The 25,952-nt window shown below is 40.2% G+C and carries 26 protein-coding genes; 17 read left to right on the top strand and 9 right to left on the bottom strand.

Translation table 11 applies throughout. The annotated features are described in order from the left end of the window. Positions 1-8: 8 nt before the first annotated feature. Together JWG40_RS11905 and JWG40_RS11900 are read right to left on the bottom strand one after the other, a co-directional pair. Positions 9-1,139: a cysteine desulfurase family protein gene (locus JWG40_RS11905; RefSeq protein ID WP_205286023.1), complete on the bottom strand. Its 1,131-nt coding sequence runs from the start codon at positions 1,137-1,139 to the stop codon at positions 9-11. Continuing rightward, a complete protein-coding gene (locus JWG40_RS11900) occupies positions 1,117-2,373 on the bottom strand; it encodes a hypothetical protein (RefSeq protein ID WP_205286022.1) in 1,257 nt (418 codons plus the stop codon). Before JWG40_RS11900 ends, JWG40_RS11905 begins: the two co-directional genes overlap by 23 nt. A gap of 38 nt (positions 2,374-2,411) precedes the next feature. Here JWG40_RS11900 and JWG40_RS11895 point away from each other — a divergent pair, with 38 nt between their 5' ends. Genes JWG40_RS11895 through JWG40_RS11885 form a run of 3 tightly spaced genes read left to right on the top strand, consistent with a single transcriptional unit; the run spans position 2,412 to position 6,346 of the window. Further along, positions 2,412-4,412 carry a tetratricopeptide repeat protein gene (locus JWG40_RS11895; RefSeq protein ID WP_205286021.1) on the top strand — a complete coding sequence of 667 codons (2,001 nt, stop codon included), beginning with the start codon at positions 2,412-2,414 and terminating at the stop codon, positions 4,410-4,412. Continuing rightward, on the top strand, positions 4,409-5,197 hold the full coding sequence (locus JWG40_RS11890) for a hypothetical protein (RefSeq protein ID WP_205286020.1): 789 nt from the start codon (positions 4,409-4,411) through the stop codon (positions 5,195-5,197). Before JWG40_RS11895 ends, JWG40_RS11890 begins: the two co-directional genes overlap by 4 nt. A gap of 6 nt (positions 5,198-5,203) precedes the next feature. Continuing rightward, positions 5,204-6,346, top strand: a complete 1,143-nt coding sequence (locus JWG40_RS11885) for a CapA family protein (protein WP_205286019.1) — start codon at positions 5,204-5,206, stop codon at positions 6,344-6,346. Here the strand turns inward: JWG40_RS11885 and JWG40_RS11880 are convergent. Further along, positions 6,301-7,083, bottom strand: coding sequence for a hypothetical protein (locus tag JWG40_RS11880; RefSeq protein ID WP_205286018.1), 783 nt, complete (start codon positions 7,081-7,083; stop codon positions 6,301-6,303). The two genes, JWG40_RS11885 and JWG40_RS11880, sit on opposite strands and share 46 nt — an antisense overlap. A 92-nt stretch (positions 7,084-7,175) precedes the next feature. Between JWG40_RS11880 and rpsF the strand changes: the two genes are divergently transcribed. From rpsF to JWG40_RS11810, 14 genes are all read left to right on the top strand, one after another. Beyond that, the gene (gene rpsF, locus JWG40_RS11875) at positions 7,176-7,451 is read left to right on the top strand and encodes a 30S ribosomal protein S6 (RefSeq protein ID WP_002973803.1); all 276 of its coding nucleotides are present in this window, start codon (positions 7,176-7,178) and stop codon (positions 7,449-7,451) included. Beyond that, the gene (locus tag JWG40_RS11870; protein WP_205286017.1) at positions 7,444-7,887 is read left to right on the top strand and encodes a single-stranded DNA-binding protein; all 444 of its coding nucleotides are present in this window, start codon (positions 7,444-7,446) and stop codon (positions 7,885-7,887) included. Before rpsF ends, JWG40_RS11870 begins: the two co-directional genes overlap by 8 nt. Before the next feature lie 63 nt (positions 7,888-7,950). Beyond that, positions 7,951-8,244, top strand: coding sequence for a 30S ribosomal protein S18 (rpsR, locus tag JWG40_RS11865; RefSeq protein ID WP_232225885.1), 294 nt, complete (start codon positions 7,951-7,953; stop codon positions 8,242-8,244). Between the two features lie 9 nt (positions 8,245-8,253). Next, complete coding sequence (gene rplI / locus JWG40_RS11860; RefSeq protein WP_205286015.1) at positions 8,254-8,700, top strand: 50S ribosomal protein L9; 447 nt, start codon at positions 8,254-8,256, stop codon at positions 8,698-8,700. Between the two features lie 21 nt (positions 8,701-8,721). After that, on the top strand, positions 8,722-10,065 hold the full coding sequence (gene dnaB / locus JWG40_RS11855) for a replicative DNA helicase (protein ID WP_205286014.1): 1,344 nt from the start codon (positions 8,722-8,724) through the stop codon (positions 10,063-10,065). Positions 10,066-10,077: 12 nt separating this feature from the next. After that, complete coding sequence (gene aspS / locus JWG40_RS11850) at positions 10,078-11,883, top strand: aspartate--tRNA ligase (protein WP_205286013.1); 1,806 nt, start codon at positions 10,078-10,080, stop codon at positions 11,881-11,883. Between the two features lies 1 nt (position 11,884). Further along, on the top strand, positions 11,885-12,892 hold the full coding sequence (locus JWG40_RS11845) for a PhoH family protein (RefSeq protein ID WP_232369338.1): 1,008 nt from the start codon (positions 11,885-11,887) through the stop codon (positions 12,890-12,892). Continuing rightward, a complete protein-coding gene (locus JWG40_RS11840; protein WP_205286012.1) occupies positions 12,889-15,255 on the top strand; it encodes an HD family phosphohydrolase in 2,367 nt (788 codons plus the stop codon). The genes JWG40_RS11845 and JWG40_RS11840 overlap by 4 nt, the downstream gene beginning before the upstream one ends. Further along, positions 15,252-15,716: an rRNA maturation RNase YbeY gene (ybeY, locus tag JWG40_RS11835; RefSeq protein WP_205286011.1), complete on the top strand. Its 465-nt coding sequence runs from the start codon at positions 15,252-15,254 to the stop codon at positions 15,714-15,716. The genes JWG40_RS11840 and ybeY overlap by 4 nt, the downstream gene beginning before the upstream one ends. Then, the gene (recO, locus tag JWG40_RS11830) at positions 15,717-16,466 is read left to right on the top strand and encodes a DNA repair protein RecO (protein WP_205286010.1); all 750 of its coding nucleotides are present in this window, start codon (positions 15,717-15,719) and stop codon (positions 16,464-16,466) included. Next, positions 16,463-16,717: a hypothetical protein gene (locus JWG40_RS11825; protein ID WP_205286009.1), complete on the top strand. Its 255-nt coding sequence runs from the start codon at positions 16,463-16,465 to the stop codon at positions 16,715-16,717. The genes recO and JWG40_RS11825 overlap by 4 nt, the downstream gene beginning before the upstream one ends. A gap of 2 nt (positions 16,718-16,719) precedes the next feature. Continuing rightward, entirely contained in the window at positions 16,720-18,495 is a 1,776-nt protein-coding gene (gene argS / locus JWG40_RS11820; protein ID WP_205286008.1) for an arginine--tRNA ligase, read from the top strand. Positions 18,496-18,505: 10 nt separating this feature from the next. Beyond that, positions 18,506-19,762, top strand: a complete 1,257-nt coding sequence (locus JWG40_RS11815) for a nicotinamide-nucleotide amidohydrolase family protein (protein WP_205286007.1) — start codon at positions 18,506-18,508, stop codon at positions 19,760-19,762. A 1-nt stretch (position 19,763) separates the two neighbouring features. Then, the gene (locus JWG40_RS11810) at positions 19,764-20,831 is read left to right on the top strand and encodes a hypothetical protein (RefSeq protein ID WP_205286006.1); all 1,068 of its coding nucleotides are present in this window, start codon (positions 19,764-19,766) and stop codon (positions 20,829-20,831) included. A 50-nt stretch (positions 20,832-20,881) separates the two neighbouring features. On the opposite strand, the gene JWG40_RS11805 is transcribed toward JWG40_RS11810, so the two are convergent. The 6 genes from JWG40_RS11805 to JWG40_RS11780 are packed head-to-tail and all read right to left on the bottom strand — an operon-like array spanning position 20,882 to position 25,951. Next, positions 20,882-21,895 carry a response regulator transcription factor gene (locus tag JWG40_RS11805; protein ID WP_205286005.1) on the bottom strand — a complete coding sequence of 338 codons (1,014 nt, stop codon included), beginning with the start codon at positions 21,893-21,895 and terminating at the stop codon, positions 20,882-20,884. After that, complete coding sequence (locus JWG40_RS11800) at positions 21,892-23,037, bottom strand: LIC_12097 family sensor histidine kinase (RefSeq protein ID WP_205286004.1); 1,146 nt, start codon at positions 23,035-23,037, stop codon at positions 21,892-21,894. Before JWG40_RS11800 ends, JWG40_RS11805 begins: the two co-directional genes overlap by 4 nt. A gap of 2 nt (positions 23,038-23,039) precedes the next feature. Next, complete coding sequence (locus JWG40_RS11795; RefSeq protein ID WP_205286003.1) at positions 23,040-23,708, bottom strand: LIC_12096 family protein; 669 nt, start codon at positions 23,706-23,708, stop codon at positions 23,040-23,042. Then, complete coding sequence (gene secG, locus JWG40_RS11790; RefSeq protein ID WP_015679931.1) at positions 23,668-24,000, bottom strand: preprotein translocase subunit SecG; 333 nt, start codon at positions 23,998-24,000, stop codon at positions 23,668-23,670. The genes JWG40_RS11795 and secG overlap by 41 nt, the downstream gene beginning before the upstream one ends. A 9-nt stretch (positions 24,001-24,009) precedes the next feature. Continuing rightward, positions 24,010-24,759: a triose-phosphate isomerase gene (gene tpiA, locus JWG40_RS11785; RefSeq protein ID WP_205286002.1), complete on the bottom strand. Its 750-nt coding sequence runs from the start codon at positions 24,757-24,759 to the stop codon at positions 24,010-24,012. A 1-nt stretch (position 24,760) separates the two neighbouring features. After that, complete coding sequence (locus JWG40_RS11780; RefSeq protein ID WP_205286001.1) at positions 24,761-25,951, bottom strand: phosphoglycerate kinase; 1,191 nt, start codon at positions 25,949-25,951, stop codon at positions 24,761-24,763. Position 25,952 lies beyond the last annotated feature (1 nt).

The following is a 25,952-nucleotide window of genomic DNA, read 5'->3' as shown; positions in this document are numbered from 1 at the left end:
TTCTATTTTTATTCGAACTTTCGAAGTAAATCTTCTATAGTAGAAAGTAAGGCATTTACGTCTTCTTCTGTTGTGAAATAACCTGTTGAAATACGGATACATCGCAGAGCTTCTTCTTCTGTATAACCCATATGCAGTAAAGATTTGGATGCTTCTCTAGCTCGGGACTTACAAGAACTCCCCGTTGATACTAGAATTCCTTTTTCTTCCATCCCGAGTAGGAAAAAATCTACGGACTGAATGGGAAGGACAAGGAAGGTTGTGTTGGGAAGCCTTGGCGAAGATTTAGCAATGATCGTACAACCCAAAGCCTCTAATTTATTTTCAATGAGAGATTGGAATCGACCGAGTCGTTTGTTTTTTTCTTCCAAGTCGTTTAGTTGGATTTCTGTCACTTGTCGGAAACATTCAATGGCAAAGGTATTTTCTGTACCGGCCCTATGTTCATTTTCTTGGTTTCCACCACCAAACACCTGAAAGTGGGGATCTGCTTTGGGAAGGTAGGTCACAGAAGCACCCATTCCCGCACCAATTTTATGGCCGGAAAAAGTAAATCCATCGAATAAAGAGTAGGGAACATTCACTTTGCAAAAACCTTGCATCAGATCACTAAAGAAAACTTGCCCATATTCTTTCGTAAGTTTAGAAATTTCCTCTGCGGGTTGAATGACCCCTGTTTCGTTTCCTGCATAGAGGCAAACCACAGGCCTTGGATTTTCTTTTAGTTTAGTTTCTAGAACTTGTAGATCGATGATTCCCGTTTTGTTTGTCTGAAGTAAATCAGGGGAAAATCCATAGGATTCCAAAGCCGCATACATGCTGGAATGTTCCAATGGGGATACAATAACAGAATCTAACTCGGGATAAAGAATACGCAAACTTTGAATGAGAAGATAATTTGCTTCAGTACCGGTGGCAGAAAAAACAAATTGTTTTTCGTTACCCTTGGTTATGGAAGCAAAGTATTTTCTTGTTTGTTCTATTTTCCCTTGGTTTTTTAAGGAAAACCGAGTGATTCCAGAAGGATTGTAAAATCCTTCCAGATAGTCTGCCAAACAAGTTTCCAGAATTTCGGGAAAAGGGGGGTGTGTGGCATTGTAATCAAAATACTTTAGATCATTCGTTAAATGGGATTTCATCGGCTTCTTCGTATCGACCCAGTTTGCGAAGCACGGATCTTGTTAAATTATGATATGGCTTTAGAATGTCTTCCTTTTTTCCACCTATACTTCGTTCGTCGACGTTACGTAGTTTGGGTTTGAGAGCATCTAAAATGGTAAGACTTTTTGCATTATCTTTGAGTTTATGGTAAGACTCAGCTTCTTTCATTTTGGATTCAAATTCGTGAACAAGAAGGGCTGGCACATTGATGTCTTCGATTTCTGCCGCAAGTTGAATGTTAGCTGCTTCTTTAAATTCAGTGGCAGCGCGTTTGTAATAGTTTTCTTCTTCTTTTCCCAATTGGAAAAAAAGTTCTGCCCGACGGAATTTGAATTTTAAATACTCTCTTTCATCCGCCCCTACAAAATAGAGGATCCTTTCATAGATATCGTCCATTTCTCTTGGGGAAAAGTTTTTCATTCCCGTAAGTAGGATTTGGCGAAGCAAAGATTCTAAGTAATCGTTTGCCGAGACTTCTGAAAAATCGCTCCGTTTGATAGAAGATAAAACCACACTTCTTTTTTGAACCGCACTGAGCCCACTCGGAATCTTTTCTAAATCAGTAAGTTTTTTTAGAACATAACCTTCTGTCTCCAACATATGGGTTTTGTATCCAAGTAAGATTTCGCTTGGCCTACAACTCGCCCAGGCTACCGATTCAATTTTTTTAGGAGCAATGAGTTCGGGGCCAGAAAAACGTAACGCACGTTTGTAGTAATCGAGAGCAGATAGTACAGCGTCGATATGAGAATTCCAGTAGTCTTTGGGATTGGGTCCAAGGGTGAGTTCTCCTTGGGGGGCCATCCGAAGAAAAAGAGGAGAGCCCCATTCCTTAGCTTTTTCCCGCCAGGTGAGTTCTAAAAAATGATCCTCAACATGTTCTTTACTACGAAAGTACAAACAGGCTTTTTCCATAAGAGCCAAATCCAAGGGAAGGATACTTCCTTTGGTATTTTCTTCAGCACTAAAGAACTGATTTACGGTTTGGAGGATGTTCGTTCCCCCTTCTTTACGCCCTTCGAGTACAGCGTCGCCCTTCGCGATGAGTTGGTGCGCAATCCGGGGATTGGGATAACCAAAAAACGAATTGTAGGCGAGGGTGAATTTGGCAAGGATCGTGTCCTTGTTTCTCAGAATCCACGGGAAAGTGATTGCCCACACGATGAGAACGGCCAGGATGTATTTTAAATTTTCTCGGAAGATTTGGTTCAAGGATTGTCCCTGTTCCCGATCTTTGCCGGAATCTACTGATGTTTCAAGCAATTAAAACTCCAAACCATCCCATCCTCTTTGTTTTCTTTTGTTTTCTTTCACTTTCTCTGTTTGCTACCGAGCCGGGGACAAGAACCAAAGAATGTTCCCTGTTAGAACCTGGGGTTCCCGCAGAGTTTTTCCTTTCTCGCGCCCTTCGGGAACAAGTGGACGGATTTCAAGCAGCCCAACGTCGTAAACCCGAAGATTCCAAACTTTCTTTTGAACGCTCTGTTTCCTTTTTGGATTCCTACCACCTTTGTCTGAAAGAAGTGGGAAAAGAGCCGAGTGCTCTCAGTGCAGAAACACAAAGTTTGAATTATCTCGAACTGGGAAGTTTGGAAAAAGCTTGGGAATGGTCTGAGACCGCGCTGACGAAAAGCAGTGATGTTTCCAAGGATCTAATCCTTTTACAAACGAGGATTCGCATCCGCCAAGGGGAACTCAACAAAGCTTCCGATGTTTTGGAGGCCTCTTTACATAAATTTCCGAATGATCCTGATTTTTTATACCTATTAGGGAATATTCATTTTGAGAGGAAGTTGTGGAACCGATCCATTTTGTATTATACTGCCCTTTCTTTTGTAATCGAAAGAAGAGACACGCATTCCAAATACAAATACCTAACAGCAAAAGCACTCGGTGAACTTAATTATAAACTGGATTATCCAAAGATCTCCCTCAAACGATACAACGAATACACATCTGCATATAAAAATGATATGGAAGTTTTGTTTCGGTTGGCTCAAATTTACTTTGTATTAGGTGATTTTAAACATTGCCGTCAATACCTAGAACAGATTCGAGAAAAAAATCCGAGAGATTTGGACGCCTCTCATATGCTTGCTGAAATATATTTTATGGATGCAAGAGACCTTGCTCCTACATACTTTGCCACTCTGAAAAAAGAGAAAAAAATTCCCAAAGAGGGAATTGTATTTTTGTTGGATAAACTGATTTCAGGATCCAAAACGGGACTTGAAGCCAAACTAAAAACCTATATTCAAGAAAATCCAGGAAGGCTTTCTCCTCGGGTTGCCCTTTTGGAACTTGCCGAAAAGGAAAAACTTCCTGACTACGAAAACCTCAATGCGGATACAGCTCAGTATGCCTATGAGTACAGACAATACCTCACTGCAGAAAAAATCCTAAGCCGTGGTCTTTTTTTAATCACAAATAAAGAAAATGCGGATGAGGAAAGGTCTTTGTTTTTTGAAAAAATTTCCTCCTGCCAAGAGATGCTTGGTCAGTGGAACCATTCGATCCTATCCACAAAAGAAGCACTCAGACTCACGAAACAAACAGAAAAATCGTTTCGATTGCGGTTTCGTTTGGCTTACCTTTACCTCCAAGGTAACTTAAAAAAAGAATTACTCTCTGTTTCTGTTTTGTCCGAAACCATAAAAGAAAATCCAAATCCCACGCACTATTACCTTAGAGGTCTTGCTTATTTCCAATTGGCAAAATACAAAGAAAGTGTGAGTGACTTTAATGAAGCAATCAAACTAGATCCAAAGAACTCTAATTATTATTTTTATCGTGCTACTGCTTTTGAAAAGCTGAAACAGTTTGCCGACACTGAAGCAGATTTAAAAACCACAATATCTCTGAATCCCAATGCTTCCAATGCCATGAATTATTTGGGTTATCTATATGCAGAAAGAGATACCAAACCTGAGGAAGCAAACCAACTTCTAAACCAAGCAGTTTCCTTAGAACCAGACAATCCTGCCTACCAAGATAGTTTGGGTTGGGTGATGTTTCGAAAAAAAGATTATAATCGCGCCTTGCTCCATTTGAATTTTGCAGCATCATTAGCATTGGAGAGAGGATTTGAAGATCCAGTCATTTATGAACATCTAGGAGATGTTTATTTGGCGAAAAAAGATCCTGTAAATGCATTACAGTTTTTTAAACTTTCCGAATCCAAGTTAAAATCAGAATCAAACAAAGACTTAGTCGCAAAAATCAAAAAAGTACAAAAGGAAATTTCCGAATGAAAAGGACCTTACTCCTTCTTAATATTTTATTTTTCGTAATCTCTTGTCAGTCGGCAGAAGTGGAAGATCCCAATTTTATTGGCCTTGACAAAGTAAAATACCAATCAGCCAAAGAGGGAGAATCAAAAATCCTCCTAAAGGAAATTTTAGAAAAACAAACGGATTTTCCTAGTTTTAAATCCGATTTTTCCATGCAGATCCAAACCTTTGTTCCCAAAAAAGACAATGTTTATTTGGATGGAAAACTTTACTTTTCCAAAGAAACCAAGCAGATCAAAATTCAGCTGATGGATAGTTTTTTTGGAATGGTCTTTACCGAACTCATCGCCGATCCAACCCAAATCCAAATCAAACCAACGAGCACAAAAGAAGTACAAACCTTTCCGATGGGAGACATCCTCATCCAAGACCCGAATACGGGCAAAAAGTTTGCGATCCCTTTCCCTGTGATTTATGAATACCTAACAGGAGCCTATATTGGTGAGATCCAAAATCCAAAAGCAAAATTCAATACCAAGGATTCGCGGATTGCTCTAACAAAACCGGACGGCGAATATGAATATTTTTTTAAAGAGGGAAACCTGGACCGGCTGGAACTTGCTAGCACCAAACGTGGGCTAAAGGCCGTAGCGATTGTGAAAACCAAACCAGAACAAATCCATCCTCCCAAAGAAATCACCACCAAGGTGATCAGTTTGGATACAGAAAAGGAAAATGTCCTCATTCTGATCAAACTGAAAAAATCACAAATTACGGAAGTGCCTTCAAACGTATTTCGTTTCTAAATGTGCATGATTCGTTTGTATTTTTTTCTGATTCTTGTTTTTCCGTTCTTTGTTTTTTCTGCGGATATTCCAGAATCGGTGGAAGCCAAATTAGAATTACCAATCCAGGATCTTTATCATTTTCGAACCGAATCGGGTGAAACCATCCGATTCCCCAAATCCACAAAACTTTGGTTTGGTGGAGATGTGATGTTTAATTGGGGAGTTCGGGATTCCATGCGTAACGAAGATCCATACTTTCCTTTTCGCAGTTTTACAAGTTTCCTGAAAACTTTTGATTATCGTTTCCTCAATTTAGAAACACCGATCCTGCGTAACACACCGGCAGTCGACCAACGAAAATCCTATGTATTCTTTGGAGAAAGAAGAGACTTGAATGTATTGCGACTTCTGGGAATTGACGGGGTGTTTCTTGGAAATAATCATACCATGGACTTTGGGGAAAATGGGCTCTTCGACACCTTGGGACTTTTGGATGAGTTCGCAATCCGCCATACGGGTGCCGGAAAGGATACGGACGAAGCTTTGGTTCCTATCTCCGTCACCAAACAAAATACAGACTACCGCATCTTTTCTTTTTCGGATACAGGGGAAACTAGATTGTTTTCGGGATCCAAGTCTCCTGGCGCGGCATACTTTCGAGTGGCTACCGCAGAACGTCTGGTGAAAAAAACAAAACCAAACCAAGTAAACATTTTATCAGTTCATTGGGGGGTGGAGTACAATCCTTTTCCCATGGATACGGAAAGAAATGCCGCCAAATACTTGGTAGGTGCAGGATATAAAGTGATTATCGGTCATCATCCCCATGTTCCTCAAGGGATCGAAGTATTTCCCAAGGGTGTTGTGATTTATTCTCTGGGAAATTTTTTCTTTGGATCCAAAAATCAATACTTAAAACATAATATATCTATTGTTTTACATTTTGATGGAGAAAAACTTTTGTTTGTTGAGGTGATTCCTATATTTGGAAAACACCAATCTCTTCCGGGAGATCATTACTTTTTTCCTCTGGGTCCCAAAGAGGCAGAAAGTTTTTTAAAAGAATATTCGATTCTTTGTAAACAACTAGGAACAGAACTTGTGATTTCTGGAGGCAGGGGTTATGTTTTTTTGGATAAGGAACTAAAGGCCAAACTAAAACCGTAGTGGAACCAACTGCAAACTAGTCCCACCGCAAAAAAAGGAAAACTAAGTTCGAGTAAATTGGTTTTATAAATCGAAAACAACTGCAAGAAAAATCCAGTAAAAAATAAAACAGAAGCTGTTTTTAAAATCCAACCTTTTTCATATAACCAAAAGTATACGGAGACAATCGCGGCGTACCCAAACAAACAAAACCATTTGAGCTGCGATGTAGGTTTTAGGTATTCGAGAGAAGGGGCCATCTCTTCTGCAGTTTTAGCATCCAGGACATTTAGGATTAAAATATTTTCGATTAAGTCGGCAAATCCTGCGATCACAAGAAGTAAAACCATCCCCATAAATATCTTTAAAAATATGGGCCGCACTTTCCTACCTGCATAATGGCCTGTATAGGTCAGAAATGCCAAATAACAAAAGATAAATCCAAAATCGAAATAGTGAACCCTTCGGTATTCGGAAGATAAATTGAAAAAGTCGATGGTATCGGGAATTCCAATCAAGTCCTGGACTTGTTTGGGTGTTTCTGCCATCTCAAGACCGAGTAGGGTGGATTCAAATCCGGAGTGGTTGTCGAGAGCTGGTTCTTTCGGGGTGATGTGGTTTAAAAAACCAGCATAGAGTGCTAAAAATAAGCCAAGGCCGAGGCCCCAAACTTCAGGAAAATTTGATTTTTCACCCATAAAAATGTTAGAAATTACATGGAAATGGAAGGGTTTGGGAACTCCAAGAAGAAATTCCATTGACCCTGACCCCTATTGGCAAAACCCTAGTGGAAACTAACAAATTCTTCTACCTACAAGTGTTTCTATGTAGGTATACCCATAGGAGAAATATGAGAAACTACGAAATCACGAATATTCTTCGTGAAGGTAATGTAGAAGAGACGAAGTCTGCAGTAAAAGACTTACTCTCCAAATACAACTTCACGATCCAAGGCGAAGAGGATTGGGGTTCTAAAAGACTCTGGCATCCCGTTGGACAAGACGAACAAGGTCACTTCACACTCATCAAGTGTTCCGGATCCCCGACAGAAGTCTCTAAGATCGAACATGAGTTTAAACTCAATGTAAACATCTTAAAAACCCTAGTAATCAGGGCAAATGGCTAACGATCTCAACAAAATACTTATAATCGGTCGAATGACCCGTGATCCGGAATTTAAATCGGTGAACGGAAGTTCTGTTGTCAATTTTTCAATTGCGAATAACAGAGTTTATGTGACTAACGGCGAAAAGAAAGAGGAAACTCATTATTTTGACTGTGTTGCATGGGGCCGACTCGCTGACATATTAAAACAATATGCTGGCAAGGGAAAACAAGTAGCGATCGAAGGTAGACTTCAACAACAGTCCTGGGAAACTCCTGAAGGCAAAAAAGCCTCTAAAATCCGTGTTTATGTCGAATCCGCACAATTACTGGGCGGTCAAGGGCAAGGCGGCGGTGGATCAGGTAGTGACCGTTCTGACAGTTCCAATTCTTATGATTCCGGCGTAAGTAGTGGTTATGATGATTATCCAGCCGGTGATGACGACATTCCTTTTTGATAGGTTATGACAATGAGCGAAACGACAAATATTGATGATACAAGAACAGATTCCCGCGAGAGTATGGACGGGTTAGAAGACGACGAAAAAGGCGGTTTCCGTGGTAAAGACGGAGAAGGCAAATTCGGTCGTAAAAACGCAAAATATAAAAAGAAAGTATGTAAGTTCTGCGCTGACAAAGCCTTACTTGCAGGACTTGATTACAAACGAGTAGACATCTTAGAAAGATTTGTTACCAACCGTGGTAAAATCATTCCAAGAAGAATCACTGGAACTTGTGGTAAACACCAAAGAGCCCTCGCTCGTGAAATCAGAAAATCCAGATCGATCGGCTTATTGCCGTTTAAAGTTCTGTAGGAGTAACGGATGAAAGTTGTATTGCAAAAAGATGTATTGAATCTTGGTGATGCTGGTGATGTGAAAGAAGTTGCGGACGGTTATGCGCGTAACTTCCTCATTCCTAGAAGATTTGCAGTCCGTGCAAATGATGGAAACACAAAAGCCGCAGTCCACCAAAAGAAACTTGCTGAACTGAAACGCGACAAACGTGTGAAGGTGATGAAAGAACTTTCTTCTTCTATCGAAGGTAAAACTTACGAGATAAAAGTGAAAGTGGGTGAGAACGACAAACTTTTCGGTTCTGTGACAGCGAATGACATTGCACTAGCAATCAAAAACACTGGAGTAGAACTCGACAAACGCAAACTAGATTTAGGTGAGCCACTAAAGTCAGTGGGCGAATATAAAATTAAAGTTCGTTTGGCTGAAGGTGTTGTTCCCCAAATCATAGTTAAAGTCGTCGGCCAAGCATAGTTTAACGCTTCCACTTTTTCGATGAATTCTAACCCTCTTCAGGAGATAGAGTCTGAGAAGAACTTAATCGGTTACCTACTCATGAGAGGGGTAGCCGGGCAGGAAGACTTAGGTCTAAGCCCGGATGACTTCTATATGGACAGTCATAGAAGGATCTTCGAGGCTGTCACCGATCTCATCAGTGAAGGGGTTTCCATCGACCTAGTTACGGTCACAAACCAAATGCGGGAAAAACGTCTTTTTAAAGATGAATCCCGCGACTTGGAATACATCACTTCCCTCTACAAAGATACTGTTCCCTTCCAACCACTGGACTACTATGTTCGGCGAGTGAAACGTATTTCGGATCGTCGTAAGTACGTCGAAGCCTTAAACCAAGCCATAGATAAAGTAAAAGTTGAACCTGGGGAAAACGATTCTGTATTTAGTCTCGTAGAACAGTCGCTAATGGACATCTCTCGCCAAGAGAGATCCAAGGGTTTAAGAAAAGTAAAAGATGATGCCAATGCACTTATTGATTATATCAAAAATGTTGTAGCGGCAAGCCAAAATGGAACCGGTGGAATTAACGGATTAAAAACGCATTTTACCGGACTTGATATGGCGACCACAGGACTTAAGTCACACGAACTCATGATCCTTGCGGCTCGTCCCGGAAACGGGAAAACAACCTTTGCCCTGAATATTGCTGCCAACGCTGCTTTGAAAGAGCGCAAGACGGTTGTTATTTTTTCTCTCGAGATGAGTCGGATCGAATTACTTCTCAAACTCATCAGTGCGGATGCAAGGATTGATTCCTATGCTTTAAAGGCGGGAACTCTGACTTCGGCTCAGATGACCCAACTCAAAGATAGTATTGGAAATATCACATCGGCTAGTTTGTACATTGATGATTCTGGGTATTTGACCATTCAAGAATTTTCGGCAAGGCTTCGCCAACTCAGGACCACAGAAGAAGTGGGGCTTGTGATTGTTGACTATTTACAGCTAATGAGTGATCCAAAAGCAGCCATGGGGGGAAGGCAACAAGAGGTTGCCAATATTTCCAGGGGACTGAAACAAATGGCACGGGAAGTGGGTTGCCCCATCATCGCTTTATCGCAGATGAACCGTTCCATTGAAAATCGATCCAAAGACCAAAGGCCACAACTTTCCGACTTACGGGAGTCAGGTGCCATTGAGCAGGATGCGGATATTGTATGTTTTATATATCGGGAAGAAATGGTGAAACCTCCCGAAGAGCTTGACCCGAACAAAAGGGGAATGGCTGAGATCATCATCGCCAAAAACAGAGCGGGTGCTACGGCCGATTTTCCATTGATGTTCAATCCGAAGATCAGCCGTTTCGACAACGTTCCATTATAAAGAGGTTTTCAATTGAATCAGTGGGTCAGTTCCGAATATAAAAATAGAATGAGTGCAACGAGTGTATCGGATGCGTCTGTCGGTAAAACTTTATTCCTTTCCGGTTGGGCATTTCGTTACCGCGACCAAGGCGGAGTAATCTTTATCGACCTTCGTGATCGTTCCGGAATTTTACAAATTGTAGCACGTAAAGAAATCCTCGGAGACGACTTCGTAAAAGTAGAAAAAATTCGTTCTGAGTTTGTAATTGCAGTGAAAGGAAAACTTTCGCTTCGTGATGCAGAATCCATCAATCCGAAAATGGAAACCGGCAAATACGAGTTAATTGCTGAATCTGTAGAAATTTTAAATACATCCAAAACTCCTCCCTTTACTTTAGATGAATTTGATCCGTCTGGGGAAGAAATTCGTTTGAAGTATCGATATCTTGATATGCGTCGTGAAGAACTGCGTGATCGTTTGGTTTTACGTCACAAACTAACCTTTGCTTTGCGGGAATATCTAGACAGCAAATCCTTTTTAGAAATCGAAACTCCTATTTTAAATAAATCCACTCCAGAAGGGGCACGTGATTTCCTCGTTCCTTCCCGTTTGAATGCAGGAGAGTTCTATGCTCTTCCGCAGTCTCCCCAACTTTTTAAACAAATTCTGATGATTGGGGGAATGGAACGATACTTCCAAATCGTAAAATGTTTTCGAGATGAAGACTTACGAGCGGACCGCCAGCCTGAGTTCACACAACTCGATATGGAGTTTTCTTTTGTCACAGAAGAAGACATCCGTTCTGAGATTGAATCTATGTGGGCGCATGCCTTAAAGAAAGTATTCCACTTAGAAGTAAACGCTCCCTTTATGACCATGCCGTATCATGTGGCTATGGAAGAATACGGCTCAGACAAACCAGACATTCGTTTTGGAATGAAACTGGTGAATGTATCTGAGATTGTAAAAGATGCGGACTTCCAAGTATTCAGTGCTGCTGTTTCCAGTGGTGGAGTGGTGAAGGCCATTTGTGTTCCTGGTGGTTCTGTGATTTCCAGAAAAGAAATCGAAGACCTAACTGCTTGGTTGTCCAGAGACTTCCGCGCGAAAGGCCTTGCCTATATGAAACACGGAGCAAACGGACTCGAGTCGACCATTACCAAACGATTCACACCGGAAGCCCTCGAAGCAATAGCGAAAGCCGTTGGTTCCAAAGAAGGGGACATGGTTTTCTTTGGAGCCGATACCTCTAAGATAGTCAATGCCTCTCTTGGTGCCCTTCGATTGAAATTATCAGAAAAATATGATCCACCTAAGGTTCCTTATAGTTTCCATTGGGTCGTGGATTTTCCTATGTTTGAATTGGATGAAGCCACTAAAACTTGGACCTTCCTCCACCATCCTTTTACATCTCCCAAAGAAGAAGACTTTGACAAACTAAGAGATTGGAAAGCTGGGAAATCAGTTGACCTTTCTACGATTGGTGCTAAAGCTTATGATCTAGTTTTGAATGGAACAGAAATTGGCGGAGGATCGATTCGGATTCACAATCCAGAAATCCAAAGTCTAGTTTTGGAAGCGATTGGAATTGGGGAAGAAGATGCAAAATCCAAATTTGGATTTTTACTGGACGCCCTTTCCTTCGGTGCGCCACCTCATGGGGGGATTGCTTTTGGTGTGGATCGGATTATGATGTTGCTAACGGGTGGAACTTCCATTCGGGATGTCATTGCCTTTCCAAAAACTCAAAAAGGAACTTGTATGATGAGTGAAGCGCCGGGGCCTGTCGATGCAAAACAATTGGAAGAACTAAAACTCAGGGTAGTCACTATCTAATATGGATGAAAGTTTTACATTTCAAGAAGAATCCCTCTACCAAACGGTTTGTGGGATTGGAGACAGCAAACTCCCGTTATGGGAAAGTCGACTCAATGTAAAACTCATTCCGAGAGGAAAATCTCTTATCATCCAAGGGAGCGAGGACCAAGTCCAAGTGGCCTTGGGTACCTTCCAGAAAGTGGAAGAAAATTTCAAACGTAGACCAGACAAAGCGGAGTATTCCTTTTTTGATATTGATTACCTTGTGAATAAGGTAAAAGACTCGAGTGGTGGTTGGCCGACTCCTGGTTCCTCTGACTTCCAAAAGGAAGGAGAGACCTGGACTCCGAGAGACAAAATTTTTGTCACCTTCAAAGGAAAACCCATCTTCCCTCGCACCAAAAACCAGGAAAGTTTTGTGGATAGCCTCCATAAAAACTACATTACCATAGCGATGGGACCTGCCGGAACTGGTAAAACTTTTTTATCCATAGCGACAGCCTGCCGGATGATGCAAACGGGGGAGGTGGACCGGTTGATTCTCACTCGTCCTGCTGTAGAAGCCGGGGAGAACTTAGGATTTTTGCCTGGGGATTTAACACAAAAAGTAAATCCTTATTTACGCCCCATCTACGATGCGTTACACGAATGTATTGGTTTTGAAAAAACCACTGAGTATTTACAAGTGGGTAAAATTGAAATTGCACCCATTGCTTTTATGAGAGGGCGTACTCTCTCTCATTCCTTTATCATTTTAGATGAAGCCCAAAACTGTACTTTACCTCAATTAAAAATGTTTCTCACTAGGTTTGGAAAAAATTCAAAAATGGCAATTTCCGGGGATGCCACGCAAATTGACTTGGCTCACGGGCGTTCCGGACTAGAAAAAACAGTGTATACGCTTCGTAATTTAAGCGGAATTGAAACGATTTTCTTTGGAAGAGAGGATATTACACGTCACCCCATCGTCGAATCGATTGTCAGACGATTTGAAGAAAACGAAAGTCTCTTCTCTAAAAAACCATGAAAAAGATTTTAGATTCCTCCATGACCCAAGTGACAGACTTCCTAACAAAAGTTAGGCCAGTTTCTGTAGTTCGAAACATCCAAATCATTTTGGTTTCGCTTACCCTTCTTTTTGTGACTTACGTACTTTCGATTCCTTTTTTTGGACAAACCAGTGTCAATACCGATCCGGATGGCTTATTTTCTGAAGGAAAAATTGCTCCTGAAACCATCCAATCGGTAAAAGAATTTTCTTACGAAGATACAGAGAAAACAAACGCGGAAAAACAAAAAGCTGCTGCCAGCGTTCCTTTTGCTTTTGATAAAGATTTTGGAATTTTAGTTGCTGGGATTGATACCAATCTTTCGGAAGATATCGAACTTCTCCGCACCATCCTAACAGAAGGAAAGGGAACACCTGCCATTGTAAAGGATCGGATCCCTAGATGGCGTAACCGCACCAATGAAGAAATCCAGGCCATCTTGGATTATCCAAAGAAAGACAAGTTAAAGAACTTCATCCAACAATATACCAACCTAATTTTTTCCAAGTACTGTATTGTAAAAGAAGACCTAAGTTTTGCCAAAGATTTGGACAAAGCGGGTGCTAAAATTCGTAACATTGGAACCCAAGACCAAACCTCCATCATTGACGGAAATTTAGTCATCCCCAGATCTCAAATTTATAAAGAGGGACCTGTTGCTTCCGTATTGTCAAAGTTAGCTTCGGAAAAATTACCCAATGTCTCTGAATCACTTCTGAAAGCTGTCTCTAGGATTGGATTGTACTATGTGTACTCCTATCCTGCATGTAATTACAACCCAGAGGAAACAGAAAATGCTCGTATGCGAGCGACAAACTCTGTCCCCGTTCAAAAAAGTCGGATCCAAGCCAATGAAGTGATAGTTCGTGCAGGAGACGTGATCACTCCCGAAGTGAAATTAAAGTTAGAGATGATGAATCGTTATGCAACAAGGGCTAACTTGGCATCGATTGTATCTATATTTCTCACACAATGCGTTCTGATTGTGATCGTGGGGTTTTATCTCATTCGTTACAGGCCCAACAGGTTGAATGATCTTTCCAGTAACTTAATTATCTTTTTTACACTTTGGATTGTGATCGCCTCCATTTACCTACTTTCAAAAGTTTTTTATGCGACTGACAATGATTTATCTGCAGTGTATTATTTTGGAATGTTTGTTCCTGTAGGGATGCTCTGTTTACTTCTTGGTTTTGTTTATGATGAACAACTTTCCATTGCGATTGGATTTTTTCTTTCCTTTGCTGTATTCTTTGCTTCTCGTTACAATCCGACCTCCTTTATGTTGGCTTTCACTGTTGCAGTAATGAGTTCCATTTATGGAAGGCGACTTCTCAAACGAATCGATTTTTTAAAGGCTGGTTTTTTACTTACATTTGTCCAAATCCTCATAACCACTGCCGGTTATTTATTTGATGGAAGAGAATTTTATGTATCAACTGGTGCTGGTTTTTATAGGGACTTAAGTAATTCCAATTTATTTCGAATCACGGTAATGTGTTTTATCAATGGATTTGCGAGTGCTACAGCGGTTCAGTTTTTACTTCCATTGTATGAATATGTTTTCAATATTCCTACTCGTTTCAAACTAATTGAACTTGCTGACACAGGTCATCCGCTTTTACAACAACTTCTCACTAAAGCCCCATCGACTTATACTCATACCTTTATGGTGGCAGCATTGTCTGAACGTGCAGCCCAAAATTTAAACTTAGATAGACTTCTTGTTCGAGTGGGTGTGTATTTCCATGACATTGGAAAAATTCCCAATGCTGGTTTTTTTGTCGAAAACCAACATTTGATTCCTAAACCTGAACATATTGATAAAAATAATCCTGCCCTTGCCGCGAAAACTGTCATCGATCACGTGTTAGATGGGATTGAAATGGCAAAAAAAGCAAGGCTTCCTCGTGAGATCATCAGTTTTATTCCCGAACACCACGGAACTTCCACCATGGCGTTTTTTTATCACAAGGCGTTGCAGGATATCTCTGCCTCTGCCAGAAAAAACATTAACAAAAAAGATTTTCAATACCCAGGCCCCAAACCACAAAGTAAAGAAACAGGGATTGTGATGATTGCCGATTCTTTGGAAGCCGCTTCACGTTCACTTGATGAGGTATCCCCCGAGAGTTTAGATGAACTCATTCGTAAAATTATCAATTCGAAGTTAGCGGAAAACCAATTGGATGAAAGTGGTCTGACCATTGGGGATTTAGAAATCATCAAAGCCAGTTTTAAGGAAGTTTTACTTTCTAGTTTACACCAAAGGCCGAAATACCCGAAACCAGAAGATACCAAAGCATTGGAAGCTGCTGGTTCAAAAAAAAATAAAAAATGAATTCTTCACTGATGGTTGTAACCCATTGGAATGATCAGTGGGGGAAATCTGAAATTCGATCCGAATTAGTATTGGAGAATTGTGAACGAATTCTTAAATTTTTAAGCCCCATGTTTTTACAATCTTTAGAACTTTCCATTTTGGTTGTGGATGATCATCTGATGCAAGAGATCAATTTGGAAAGAAGGGGACAAAACAAAACTACCGATGTTTTATCTTTCCCTCTTTATTCAGAATCACCTCCCATCCCCTTTCAGATCTTAGGTGAAGTTATCATCTCTATGGATACCTGCATTCTCCAAGCAAAAGAAATTGGACATAGTCTCGTGGATGAATTTTATCGCCTGCTTGTTCATGGAATTTTACATTTGTTTGGATATGACCATGAAACAAATGAAGAAGACGCCATCCTTATGCGTAAAAAAGAAGATGAGTGTTTGGATTTGGTGTTTGCAAGATAAATGGCCATTCGAAAAGAAAGAGGGATTGTCATCCAAAGTCGAGATATAGGTGATAGCGACAGAGTCATTAGTCTTGCTGGTGAAACGCAAGGTAGGATGCATTTTTTAAGTAAAGGAATTCGTAAGTCCAAACGTCGCGCCATCATCACCACTGAGATCGGTTCCCTTGTGGAACTAGATTATTATGACCAAGCAGAGAAAGATTGGAAGTCCATTAAAGAGATTCATATAGTGAACCGGTATGATGAATTAAAATCGGATTACTTGGGAACGTTGTTTGTACTATATTTGACAGAACTGACTTCGATGATTTACCCCGAAGGGGAAAGCCATCCCTTCCTTTTCCAACTTCTTTCGGGGAGTTTGGATACATCGAACGAAAAGGGTTTTCAGAAACAAATCCTCCCCTTTTTTAAATTGCGGGCTCTCTCGCATATGGGTCATTTCCCAACGGAATTCTATTGCCATACATGTGGGGAAGAGGTCCTTTCGAAACCGGCAGCTTATTTTTCTGTGGATGAGCGTGAATTTTTATGTTCCGATTGCCATCCTATCCCCAAAGATCATTTGCCTGTTTTGAAACTATTTCATACTATGTTATCAAAGAAATTTTCAAACGTAGTGAGTATCTTCCCTCGGGAAACGGAGTATAGGGATGGGGATCTGATTTTGAATCAGTTTTTGCGTTCTTTATTTGGAAAAGAGTTAAAATCATACTTCGAGTTTTACAAAACAATAGGTTATTTATGAATTCTATCACTAAAACAATTTTACTTTGTATGACTCTCTCTGTTTTTTTTGCTTTGGTCCAACTTCTCTTAAAGGGAGAGGATTTACGAAAGAACAGAAAAAATATAACGGGAAAGGAAAAATCCGAAACTTTCCAAACCACACTCAGAGAAGAAAAAGAAAGTATCCCACATTTTGTAACTAGGTTCAAACAAAGAAGTTTTGAACTTTGGCAAAACTCAGACAAACTTAAGATGGAAATCAAATATTAGAAATGAACGCAAATCAATTATTAAAACAACAAGTGCTTTCTGAATTAGAGAAAGCAATCGATGTCTACCTAGAAAAAAATAACCTCAATTCTGCTAAAGATAACTTGAAGATCCGAATCGAATACTCCAGGGATGAAAAGTTTGGGGACTATTCATCTCCCTTTGCTTTAGAAAATAAAAATATACTAAGTAAAAATCCGAAAGAAATTGCGGAAGCGGTTCTTTTGGAAATTCAAAATAATTCTATGTTTGAGTTTGTTACTTTTTCACCACCCGGTTTTATTAATTTTCGAATCCATCCGGAATATTTAAACCAGTATGTAGCATCTACAATGTCAGGCGGTGTTCAATTTGCAGAGACTTCTAAGAAAGAAAAAATCCTACTTGAGTTTGTTTCTGCCAATCCAACAGGACCTATGAATATTGTTTCCGCTAGGTCTGCGGCTTATGGGGATGCACTGGCAAACTTACTCACAAGTCTTGGTCATAATGTCAAACGAGAGTTTTATGTGAATGATTATGGAAACCAAGTGTATTTGCTTGGTGTTGCAGTTTTACTTCGCATTTTTGAAACAAAGGGAGATCAAATCAGTTTCCAGGAAGAAGAATCTGAAGAACCGGTGATTGAACTCATCAAAAAAAGAATTTTGCCTAAGGAAAGTTACCGAGGCGAATACATCAAAGACATTGCCCTTCTATGTTTGGAAGATCAAACAAGAACCAAACATATATTTGATTCTGTAGCAGCTGAAAAATGGGACGAGGTGATCGATTTTCTTTCTCGTTATGCGGTGGAATATAATTTAGGTCGCCAAAAAGAAGACTTAGCTCTTTTTGGGGTGAATTTTGATTTGTTCTTTAGTGAACGTAGCCTCCATGAAGCGGGTGATGTGGAGAAGGTACCTTCTCTTTTAAAAAAAGAAGATGTGACTACCATTGATGGAAAACTCCACTTCCTATCTACTCTGTATGGCGATGATAAAGATCGTGTGATTCGTAGAGAAGATGGTCGTCCCACTTACCTGATGGCTGACATTGCTTACCATTACAATAAGTTCGCACGAGGATTTGATACTCTGATTGATATTTGGGGACCCGATCATTACGGATATATCGCCAGATTAAAAGGAGCAGTGCTATCATTTGGAAAAACGGATGATAGTTTTCGAATTCTTATCGCCCAACAAGTCAATCTAATTGAGAACAAAGAAAAAGTTAAAATGAGTAAACGTTTGGGTATTTTTCAAACTATGAGAGACTTACTTTCTTATTTGGGTAAACAAGGTAGGGATGTGGGTAGGTATTTTTTCCTGATGAGAAGCTCTGATGCTCCTCTTGATTTCGATTTGGATTTAGCCAAAGATGAATCCGATAAAAATCCTGTTTTTTATATTCAATATGCACATGCCAGAATCTGTTCTATCTTTCGGGAATTACAAGTTCCGATGGATTTAAAACCTCTCCAACCAGAAGTGAATGTGGAATTTCTAAAACAAGAAGAGAGGACTCGTCTTCTCTTTTGGGTGGCAAGATTACAAGAAGAAGTATTTGATACAGCGACGAGTTTCGAACCGCATAGGCTTACAAACTATCTGCAATCACTCAGTAAGTCGTTCACAAGGTTCTATTCTCAAAAAGACAACCGAATCAAAGACAAAATGGGGAAAGAAAGAGATACACTCCTTGCCCTGGTATTGTATACCAAGTTGGCATTAGAAAGTGGACTCAAACTACTTGGAATTTCTGCTCCCGAAAAGATGTCCAAAGAAGAGATTTAACAGAAGTTCAATGGAAGCACCCTACATTGTCATTATCGCAACGGGTTCAGAGATAACCGCTGGTCGTAGTTTGGACACAAACTCTGGTTGGATGGCAAACCAACTTTTTGAACTTGGTTGGAGGGTAAAAAAGTTCATCGCTTTACCTGATGATCCAGGTCTCATTCTTTCTGAATTACAAAACTTGAAACAACTAGCAGAGTCAAGGCCTGTACTTGCCATAATGACTGGTGGCCTTGGCCCCACAGAAGACGATTATACATTGGAAACGGTTTTGAAACTGAATGGAAAGAAATCTTATGCAGTAGAAAAGGCGAAGATTCGTTTGCAACGAATTTATGAATCAAGAGGAAAACAATATAGCGATATTCTACCGTCTGTGATTCGACAAACTCATGTACCTGAAGATTGCAAAACTTTAGACAATACAGTGGGGATTGCTGTTGGGTTTGTGGAACCGATTGGGACAGATTCCTATTTGGTTTGTATGCCAGGGGTTCCTTCCGAAATGAAGGAGATGTTTACGAGAAAGTTAGTCCCCGAACTCAAACGCATTTACCCCCGTGAAAACTTAGTCCAAAAAACCAAATGGCTTTGGAATATTGGGGAATCGTTGTACCAAAAAGATTTTGTGGAAACCCATCGGAATGAACTTTTCGAAAATGTGGAGTGGGGAGTTACGGCAAACCGAGGTTATATCAAATGTATCTTTCAATCTACTGATTCTAAAAACTTGGATACAATCATCCAGAGGTTAGAAGGGCAGTATCCTAAGATTATTTCTGATGATGTTTTCGAATTCGTTCATGAAAATTTACGATCTCAAAAATTAACCATCGCTGTGGGAGAAAGTTGCACTGGTGGTTTACTTGGAAAAAAACTAACCGACTTCCCGGGATCTAGTTCCTACTTTATAGGCGGATTTTTAACTTATTCGAATGAGATGAAAAAATCACTCATCGGTGTTCCTAACGAACTGTTATTGCAGTTCGGTGCGGTGAGTAAAGAAACTGCAGAGGCCATGGCGAAAGGAATTTTTGAAAGAACAAAGGCGGATTACTGTATTTCTATCACAGGGATTGCAGGGCCTGATGGTGGGACCAATGAAAAACCATTAGGAACCGTTTGGATTGGATTAAAAATTCCGGATGGATCTATTCAAACACACTCCTATCTTTTTCCTGGAAACAGGGAAGGAATTCGAGAAAATGCGAGCAATACTGCCTTATTTTTATTATACCAGTCTTTAAAACAAAGGAACGTTTAACATGTGGCAGACGATTTTCTATTCATTTGGTTTTTTTCTATTATTCTTTTATAGTTGGGATGTGGACTTAAATTTTGTTCCCAACATTCGTGAAACTTGGGTATGGAACAGTGAAGGAAGGTTTGGAACCGCTTCTCCTAAAATTGGGGAAGATCCTCTGAAAACTATCAACGGATATAAAGTCGGGAGCAGATACTATTCTTTTCGAACCTCGAAATTTTTGGATGCGGATCCCAAATTTTTAGTCGACTTCCCTTTACTTTCTAATGGGTATTTATTGTATGAAAAGATAGGGGATGAAGTAAACTTTTTCTCTGATGGAGGAGAACTATTCTGGAAAAAACCAATCAACTCTTATCCAAGGAGTGGATACTTTGCCTCTCCTGTATTGTATTTATCGGGTGATAATAACACCGTATTTCTCATGGATGAAAGCGGGAATCGAGTCGGTAAATCAGAGTTAAATGGACGATTTTTAACCGATTACCAATTTGATTCTCAAAATAAAGGTGTAATTGTTCTATTTTCTGGTGGTGAATTGTACCGGTTAGATGAAAAAGGAAATGTTCTCTTTGAAAAGGAATTATCCAAAGATAAAAAGGATTGCTTTTTTAAATCCGTTTCCCTATCTCCCGATGGAAAATTTTCATCGATTCATTATTCCTTGTTAGATAAGGATTTTATTGAGGTACTAGATGAAACAGGTGAAACGGTAGAAGAGTTTCCTTTGCCCAAGTTCTATCCACACAAACTTTATTTTGTCACTGGAAATGATGGATCTGTGATTTTTAATCTCCCTGACTCCTTGGCATTTTACAAGGATGGAAAATTGGTTTGGGAGAAAAGCAAATCCAAGGTCGGTGGGGTATACCAATCCATTTTTAATACGGATTCGATTTATGTGGCTATTACAGAATCAGAAATTCAATTTTTTAATACAAAAGGAAGTTTGATTCGTTCGAAAAAACTTCCCCCTTCGGAATTACCGGTTCGATTTTTTCCAGGAAAAACTAATTCAGCATTTTATATGCAGTCTAAATCCGATTTGATGCAATTTCAAGTTTTTTGATTTTATTCTGGTGTAAGCAAATAAAGTTTTCAATCCGAATCGGATTTAATTCAATTAGGTCTAGGTTTTGTATCCACTTCGTAAATGGAAAGTGATTTGAAACCAGTCCGTCCCTCTCTGTTGATCATCGCTATGGTTTCTGTACAAACTCCCGGTTCAATATTGAAGATGAGTTGGTCTGAAATTTCCCGACAAATATATAATCCACGACCATGGCTATCTTCGAGTCCTTTGGGAAAACCTGTAGAATCATCAATACTAATATGTCTGTCTAATCTGTGTAAAATTTCCTCTTTTCGAAGAGAGCCAAATTGATCCCTCACTACAATAAAAATAGTACTTTCTGTAACCCCATATCCAATTAAAAAATAATCGTCTGGCATTAGTTGGATATTGTCCAAGGGAACTACCATATCATGGCTTGGAATTTCGAATTGGTATTTGTATTCTCCTTCATGAGTGCGAGGAGCTCGAATCATTGCATTCGAAGTGAGTTCTTCTAATACTTGTTGGATGGCTTTCGGTGCTCCCAACTGGATTAGATTTTTTGAAATCTTCCCACATAGGATGGAGCGGTCTTGGTCTGATTTGATCTGTTTGTAAATGATGCCGTTTGTTGGGGCTTCTTCAAATTCACTATTGATGTTTTCGCTATGAACTTTGAAATCATTGGTGAAGTATTTTTCAATCCCGAAGATATCTTTGGAGAGGAGTTTTTCTACCATTACTTCGATTAGGTGGATATCCAAAAAACTATATTTGGGAATGATATTCCAAATATGAAGGTCTTTCGCATATTTAATGTATTCGTTGATATTGTAAGCAGTCATCAGAGCATACAATACATTAGGAAATTCTTTTTGGATAAGTTTGACTAAATCAATTCCCGATTTGCCAGGAAGACGAATGTCTGTAATGGTTAAGTCAATTTTTTCGTTGGTGAGATACCAAACGGCCTCTTCAAAATGTTCAGCACCAAATACATTAAATTTTGTGCTGAGTAAATCCATAATCGCTTCGCGAATGGAGTGGATATCTTCAACAATAAGGATTGATTTTTTCATGGATTTTGCTCCGTGATATCGTTCGTAAGAGGAAAGGAAATGGTGAAACGAGTTTTTTGTTCTACCGATTTCACTGAGATATTACCATCATGTTCTTTGACAATGGAGTGACAGATCGAGAGTCCAAGCCCTGTTCCTGTTCCCGATTTATTACTCGTAAAAAAGGGATCAAATATCTTTTGTATGATTGCATCAGGAATCCCACCCGCATTGTCTTCCACAATGATATGGAGCCAGTTTTTTGTTTTTCGAAGTTCAATCGAAATCTCTCCCGGCCTATAGTCAAAGGCTTGAAGTGAGTTACGAAATAAATTCATAAACAAACGTTCCATCTTCCCTGGGTGAAAAGGAAATTGGTATTCATAATCGCAGGAGATTCGCCAAACAATGTTTTTACTCAAATGGGGATAAAGACGGATTACTGTATCTTTGGCACGGTTGATCGTTTCAACAATATCTCCGAGAGTTACTTTTACTTTATCTGTTTTTGCAAAAGAGATGATATCGGAGACGATGATCGCAGCTCTCGAAATATCATTTTTAATCATATCCAATCGTTTTTCAATTTGTTCCGGTGGTTGGTTTTGCCAATTGGCCTTTAGATTTTGTAATGTTAGACTAATTCCTGTTAATGGATTATTTAGCTCATGGGCAATTCCGGAAATTAAAATTCCAAGAGAGGCAAGGTTACGCATCCGAAATGACTCTTCTTCTTTGTCCCTTTGTTTGGTAACATCGGAGATTTTTTCCACCATCCAAAATAGGTCTTCTTGTTTGGGGTAGGGGTAAAATTCAAGGAGTAGAGTTTGTTTTTTATCTTCCGATCGAAAGAAAATCTCCCGAGTGATGGGAGTGGAATAGGTTTGGTTTTTATCTTTTGGTTTGACGTTGATTTTCGGGCAATAGGGGCAGATGTCACTTCGTTGGTACAAAACTTCATAACATTTACGATCAAGAAGTTCGTCGTATTTATTGTTTTTGGCAAATAGGATGGTAGCCAAATTGGCCCTTTGGATATTAAAATCCGAATCAATGAGAACTAGTGGGTCCTGCACCACATCATAAATGGCTTCTAGTTCGCGTGCTTTTTCCGCAACTTTCTCAACGGATGCAGAGTCGCTATTTTGAGAGTTCTCAGGCAAAATCAATACCCTAAAGACTGGTTCAATTGTTTGAACATGGATTTTTGGCTTTTATTACCACCAGTTTTTTGTAAGGCGGAGATAGAGGCAAGTTGGCTATGAAAGTCTAAAAGAAATTTAATATAAAAATCTTTTTTGAAATCATTACGTTCTCCTTTGATTTCATCATTACGGAGGGAGGAGAGGGGAAAACTATCTGATCCATCAATGCCAGAAAAACTAATCACCATATCATTGAGTGATGTGTCCAAGGGGGATGTATCTGAAATTTTGGTTTTTGTTTTTTGTTCGATCTCTGTATCTTCTGTAATCACCGATACTTCCACTTTAGAAAGAACGGATCCATTAAATTCTAGAAGGATGGATTTTTCTTCCGAATGTTTGATTCGATTTTTGTTTTGTGGGTCTGGATCTACTTTATACTTACGAATCCGAATCCCGGTTCTGTTGGGATAGGTTCCAATAAAACTTATGGTTGTGTTGGCAGGTAAAGAAGTGAGGTGTTCGTAGGTAAGAAGCTCCCTAGCTTTAGCGATTTCTCGGTAAAGGCTAAGGATTTCCTTATCTAATCTATTTTCTTTTTCGGAAATGCCAGTCTCTGAGAGGAGACCGACACTAAAGAAGAATAAATTAAGGAGTAGTAGGAGCCGGTACTTCGGAAGGTGTTCCATCAGTTTCTACCGGGGCTTCTAAACTTGGTTCTAGATCGGGAACTAAAACTTCGTCTTTTTTAGCGAATACAAAAGAAAGTGCCAAAGAGAGAACGATAAAAAGAATCGCTGCCACTCTTGTGGTTTTTGTCATCACATCAGCAGTGGATGCTCCAAATACTGATTGACTCGCGGTTGATCCACCTAACATTCCTGCGCTTCCGCCTTTTCCAGTTTGGATCATGACAAGAAGGATGAGAAAGAGTGAAAGTAGAATAAAAAGTGTGAGGATGGTTCCTGCAAAAAATCCCATAATGTTTCCTTATTTCAAAAGTCCTAAAAATGAATCTAATTTTTGACTGGCTCCTCCCACGAGGCCACCGTCTATGTTTGGTTTGGTGAGTAGATCTTTGATATTGTCCGGTTTTACCGAACCACCATAGAGAATTTGAATTTTCTCAGCGATCGCACTGGCACCTACAAATAAATTACCAATTTCCTTTCGGATAAAGGCATGTGCTTCTTCTGCTTCTACAGGTGTTGCCACCTTTCCTGTTCCTATGGCCCAAACAGGCTCATAAGCAATCACAAGATTAACGAAGAGGTCACTTGTAATGTCTTTGAGTCCTTTTTTGATTTGGTCTTCTAAGACAGTAAATGTATTTCCTTTTTCTCGTTCTGCCCAGGTTTCTCCCACGCAGTACACCACGCGAAGTCCCGCTTTTAAAAAGTGAGAAATCTTTTGGTTATCAAACTCGGAAGTTTCCCCGAGGAATTGGCGTCTTTCGGAGTGACCCACAAGAACGGTAACGATTCCAAGTTCCGCAAGTTGCACGGGAGAAATTTCCCCGGTCATTGCCGTGAGTCCCGATTGGTAGGCATTTTGTGCTCCAACAATCAGTTTGGATCCTTTGGCAATCGAAGCCACAGATTCCAAGTGGAGAGCACTTGGAAAAATCATCACTTCATGAGCTGAGGTTTCGCTTGTAGCTACCAATCCTTTGGTGATGGTAATGGCTTCCGCCAAAGTCAGGTTCATCTTCCAGTTTCCAGCAATGATCTTCTTTCTCATCTTAATTTTCTTCCTTAGGGAGTAAACATTGAACGCCAGGAAGGGCCCGTCCTTCTAAAAATTCTAAGGAAGCACCACCACCCGTGGAAATATGAGTGATTTTGTCGGCCACACCTGCTTTGTTCACAGCAGCAATCGAGTCCCCGCCACCCACAACCGTTTTGGCTTTGGATTTACTGATGGCTCTGGCAATTTCGATGGTTCCTTTGGAGAATTTATCCATCTCAAAAACACCCATAGGTCCGTTCCAAAGAATGGTCTTTGCTTCTTTGATCGCCTTTACGTAATTGTCGATGGTTTTAGGCCCAATGTCCATTCCCATCCAACCATCGATGATCCCCATTTTGTCTACGGATTTGGTTTTGGCATTAGGATCAAAAGCATCGGCAATGATATGGTCCACGGGGATTTGGAGGTCAACCCCTTGGATTCCTGCACGGTCAATCAGTTGGAAGGCTTGGGATTCAAATTCCGGTTCCACAAGCGACTTTCCCACGGGAACCGCTCTGGATTTGAGGAACGTATAAGCCATTCCCCCGCCAATGAGGAGGTGGTCTACCTTCTCGAGGAGATTTTTTAAAATAGCAAATTTAGAACTGACTTTGGAGCCACCAACGATGGCCACAAAGGGACGTTCCGGTTTGGCAAGTAGGCTACTCAAAACTTCGATTTCTTTTCGCATGAGGAGTCCCGCAAAAGCCGGAAGTAAGTGGGCCACACCTTCTGTGGAGGCATGGGCACGATGAGCAGTTCCGAAGGCGTCGTTCACATAGACATCTGCTAGTTTGGCAAGTTCTTTGCAGAAACCAGCAGCATTTTCCTCTTCTTCTTTATGGAAACGAAGATTTTCTAAAAGGAGGATTTCTCCTTCTCCGAGGGCATTCGTCATCTTTACCACTTCAGGGCCAATCACAGATTCCGAGAAACTGACTTTGGTTTTGACAAGTTCGGAGAGAACATCAAACACCGGTTTCATGGAATATTTGGCCTCAGGGCCGCCTTTGGGGCGACCTAAATGGCTTCCGAGAACAAGTTTTGCTCCTTTGGAAATCAGTAATTCCAAAGTGGGAAGGGTTTTTTCAATCCGAGTTCTGTCCGTAGCCTTGCCGTTTTCGACAGGGACATTGAAGTCCACACGAACAAAAACTCGTTTTCCTTTTAGATTTTGGTCTTCTAGAAGAGGTAATTTCATC

The organism is Leptospira abararensis, assembly GCF_016918735.1.
Classification (GTDB): domain Bacteria; phylum Spirochaetota; class Leptospiria; order Leptospirales; family Leptospiraceae; genus Leptospira_A; species Leptospira_A abararensis.
This window is presented reverse-complemented; position numbering and strand designations above follow the sequence as displayed.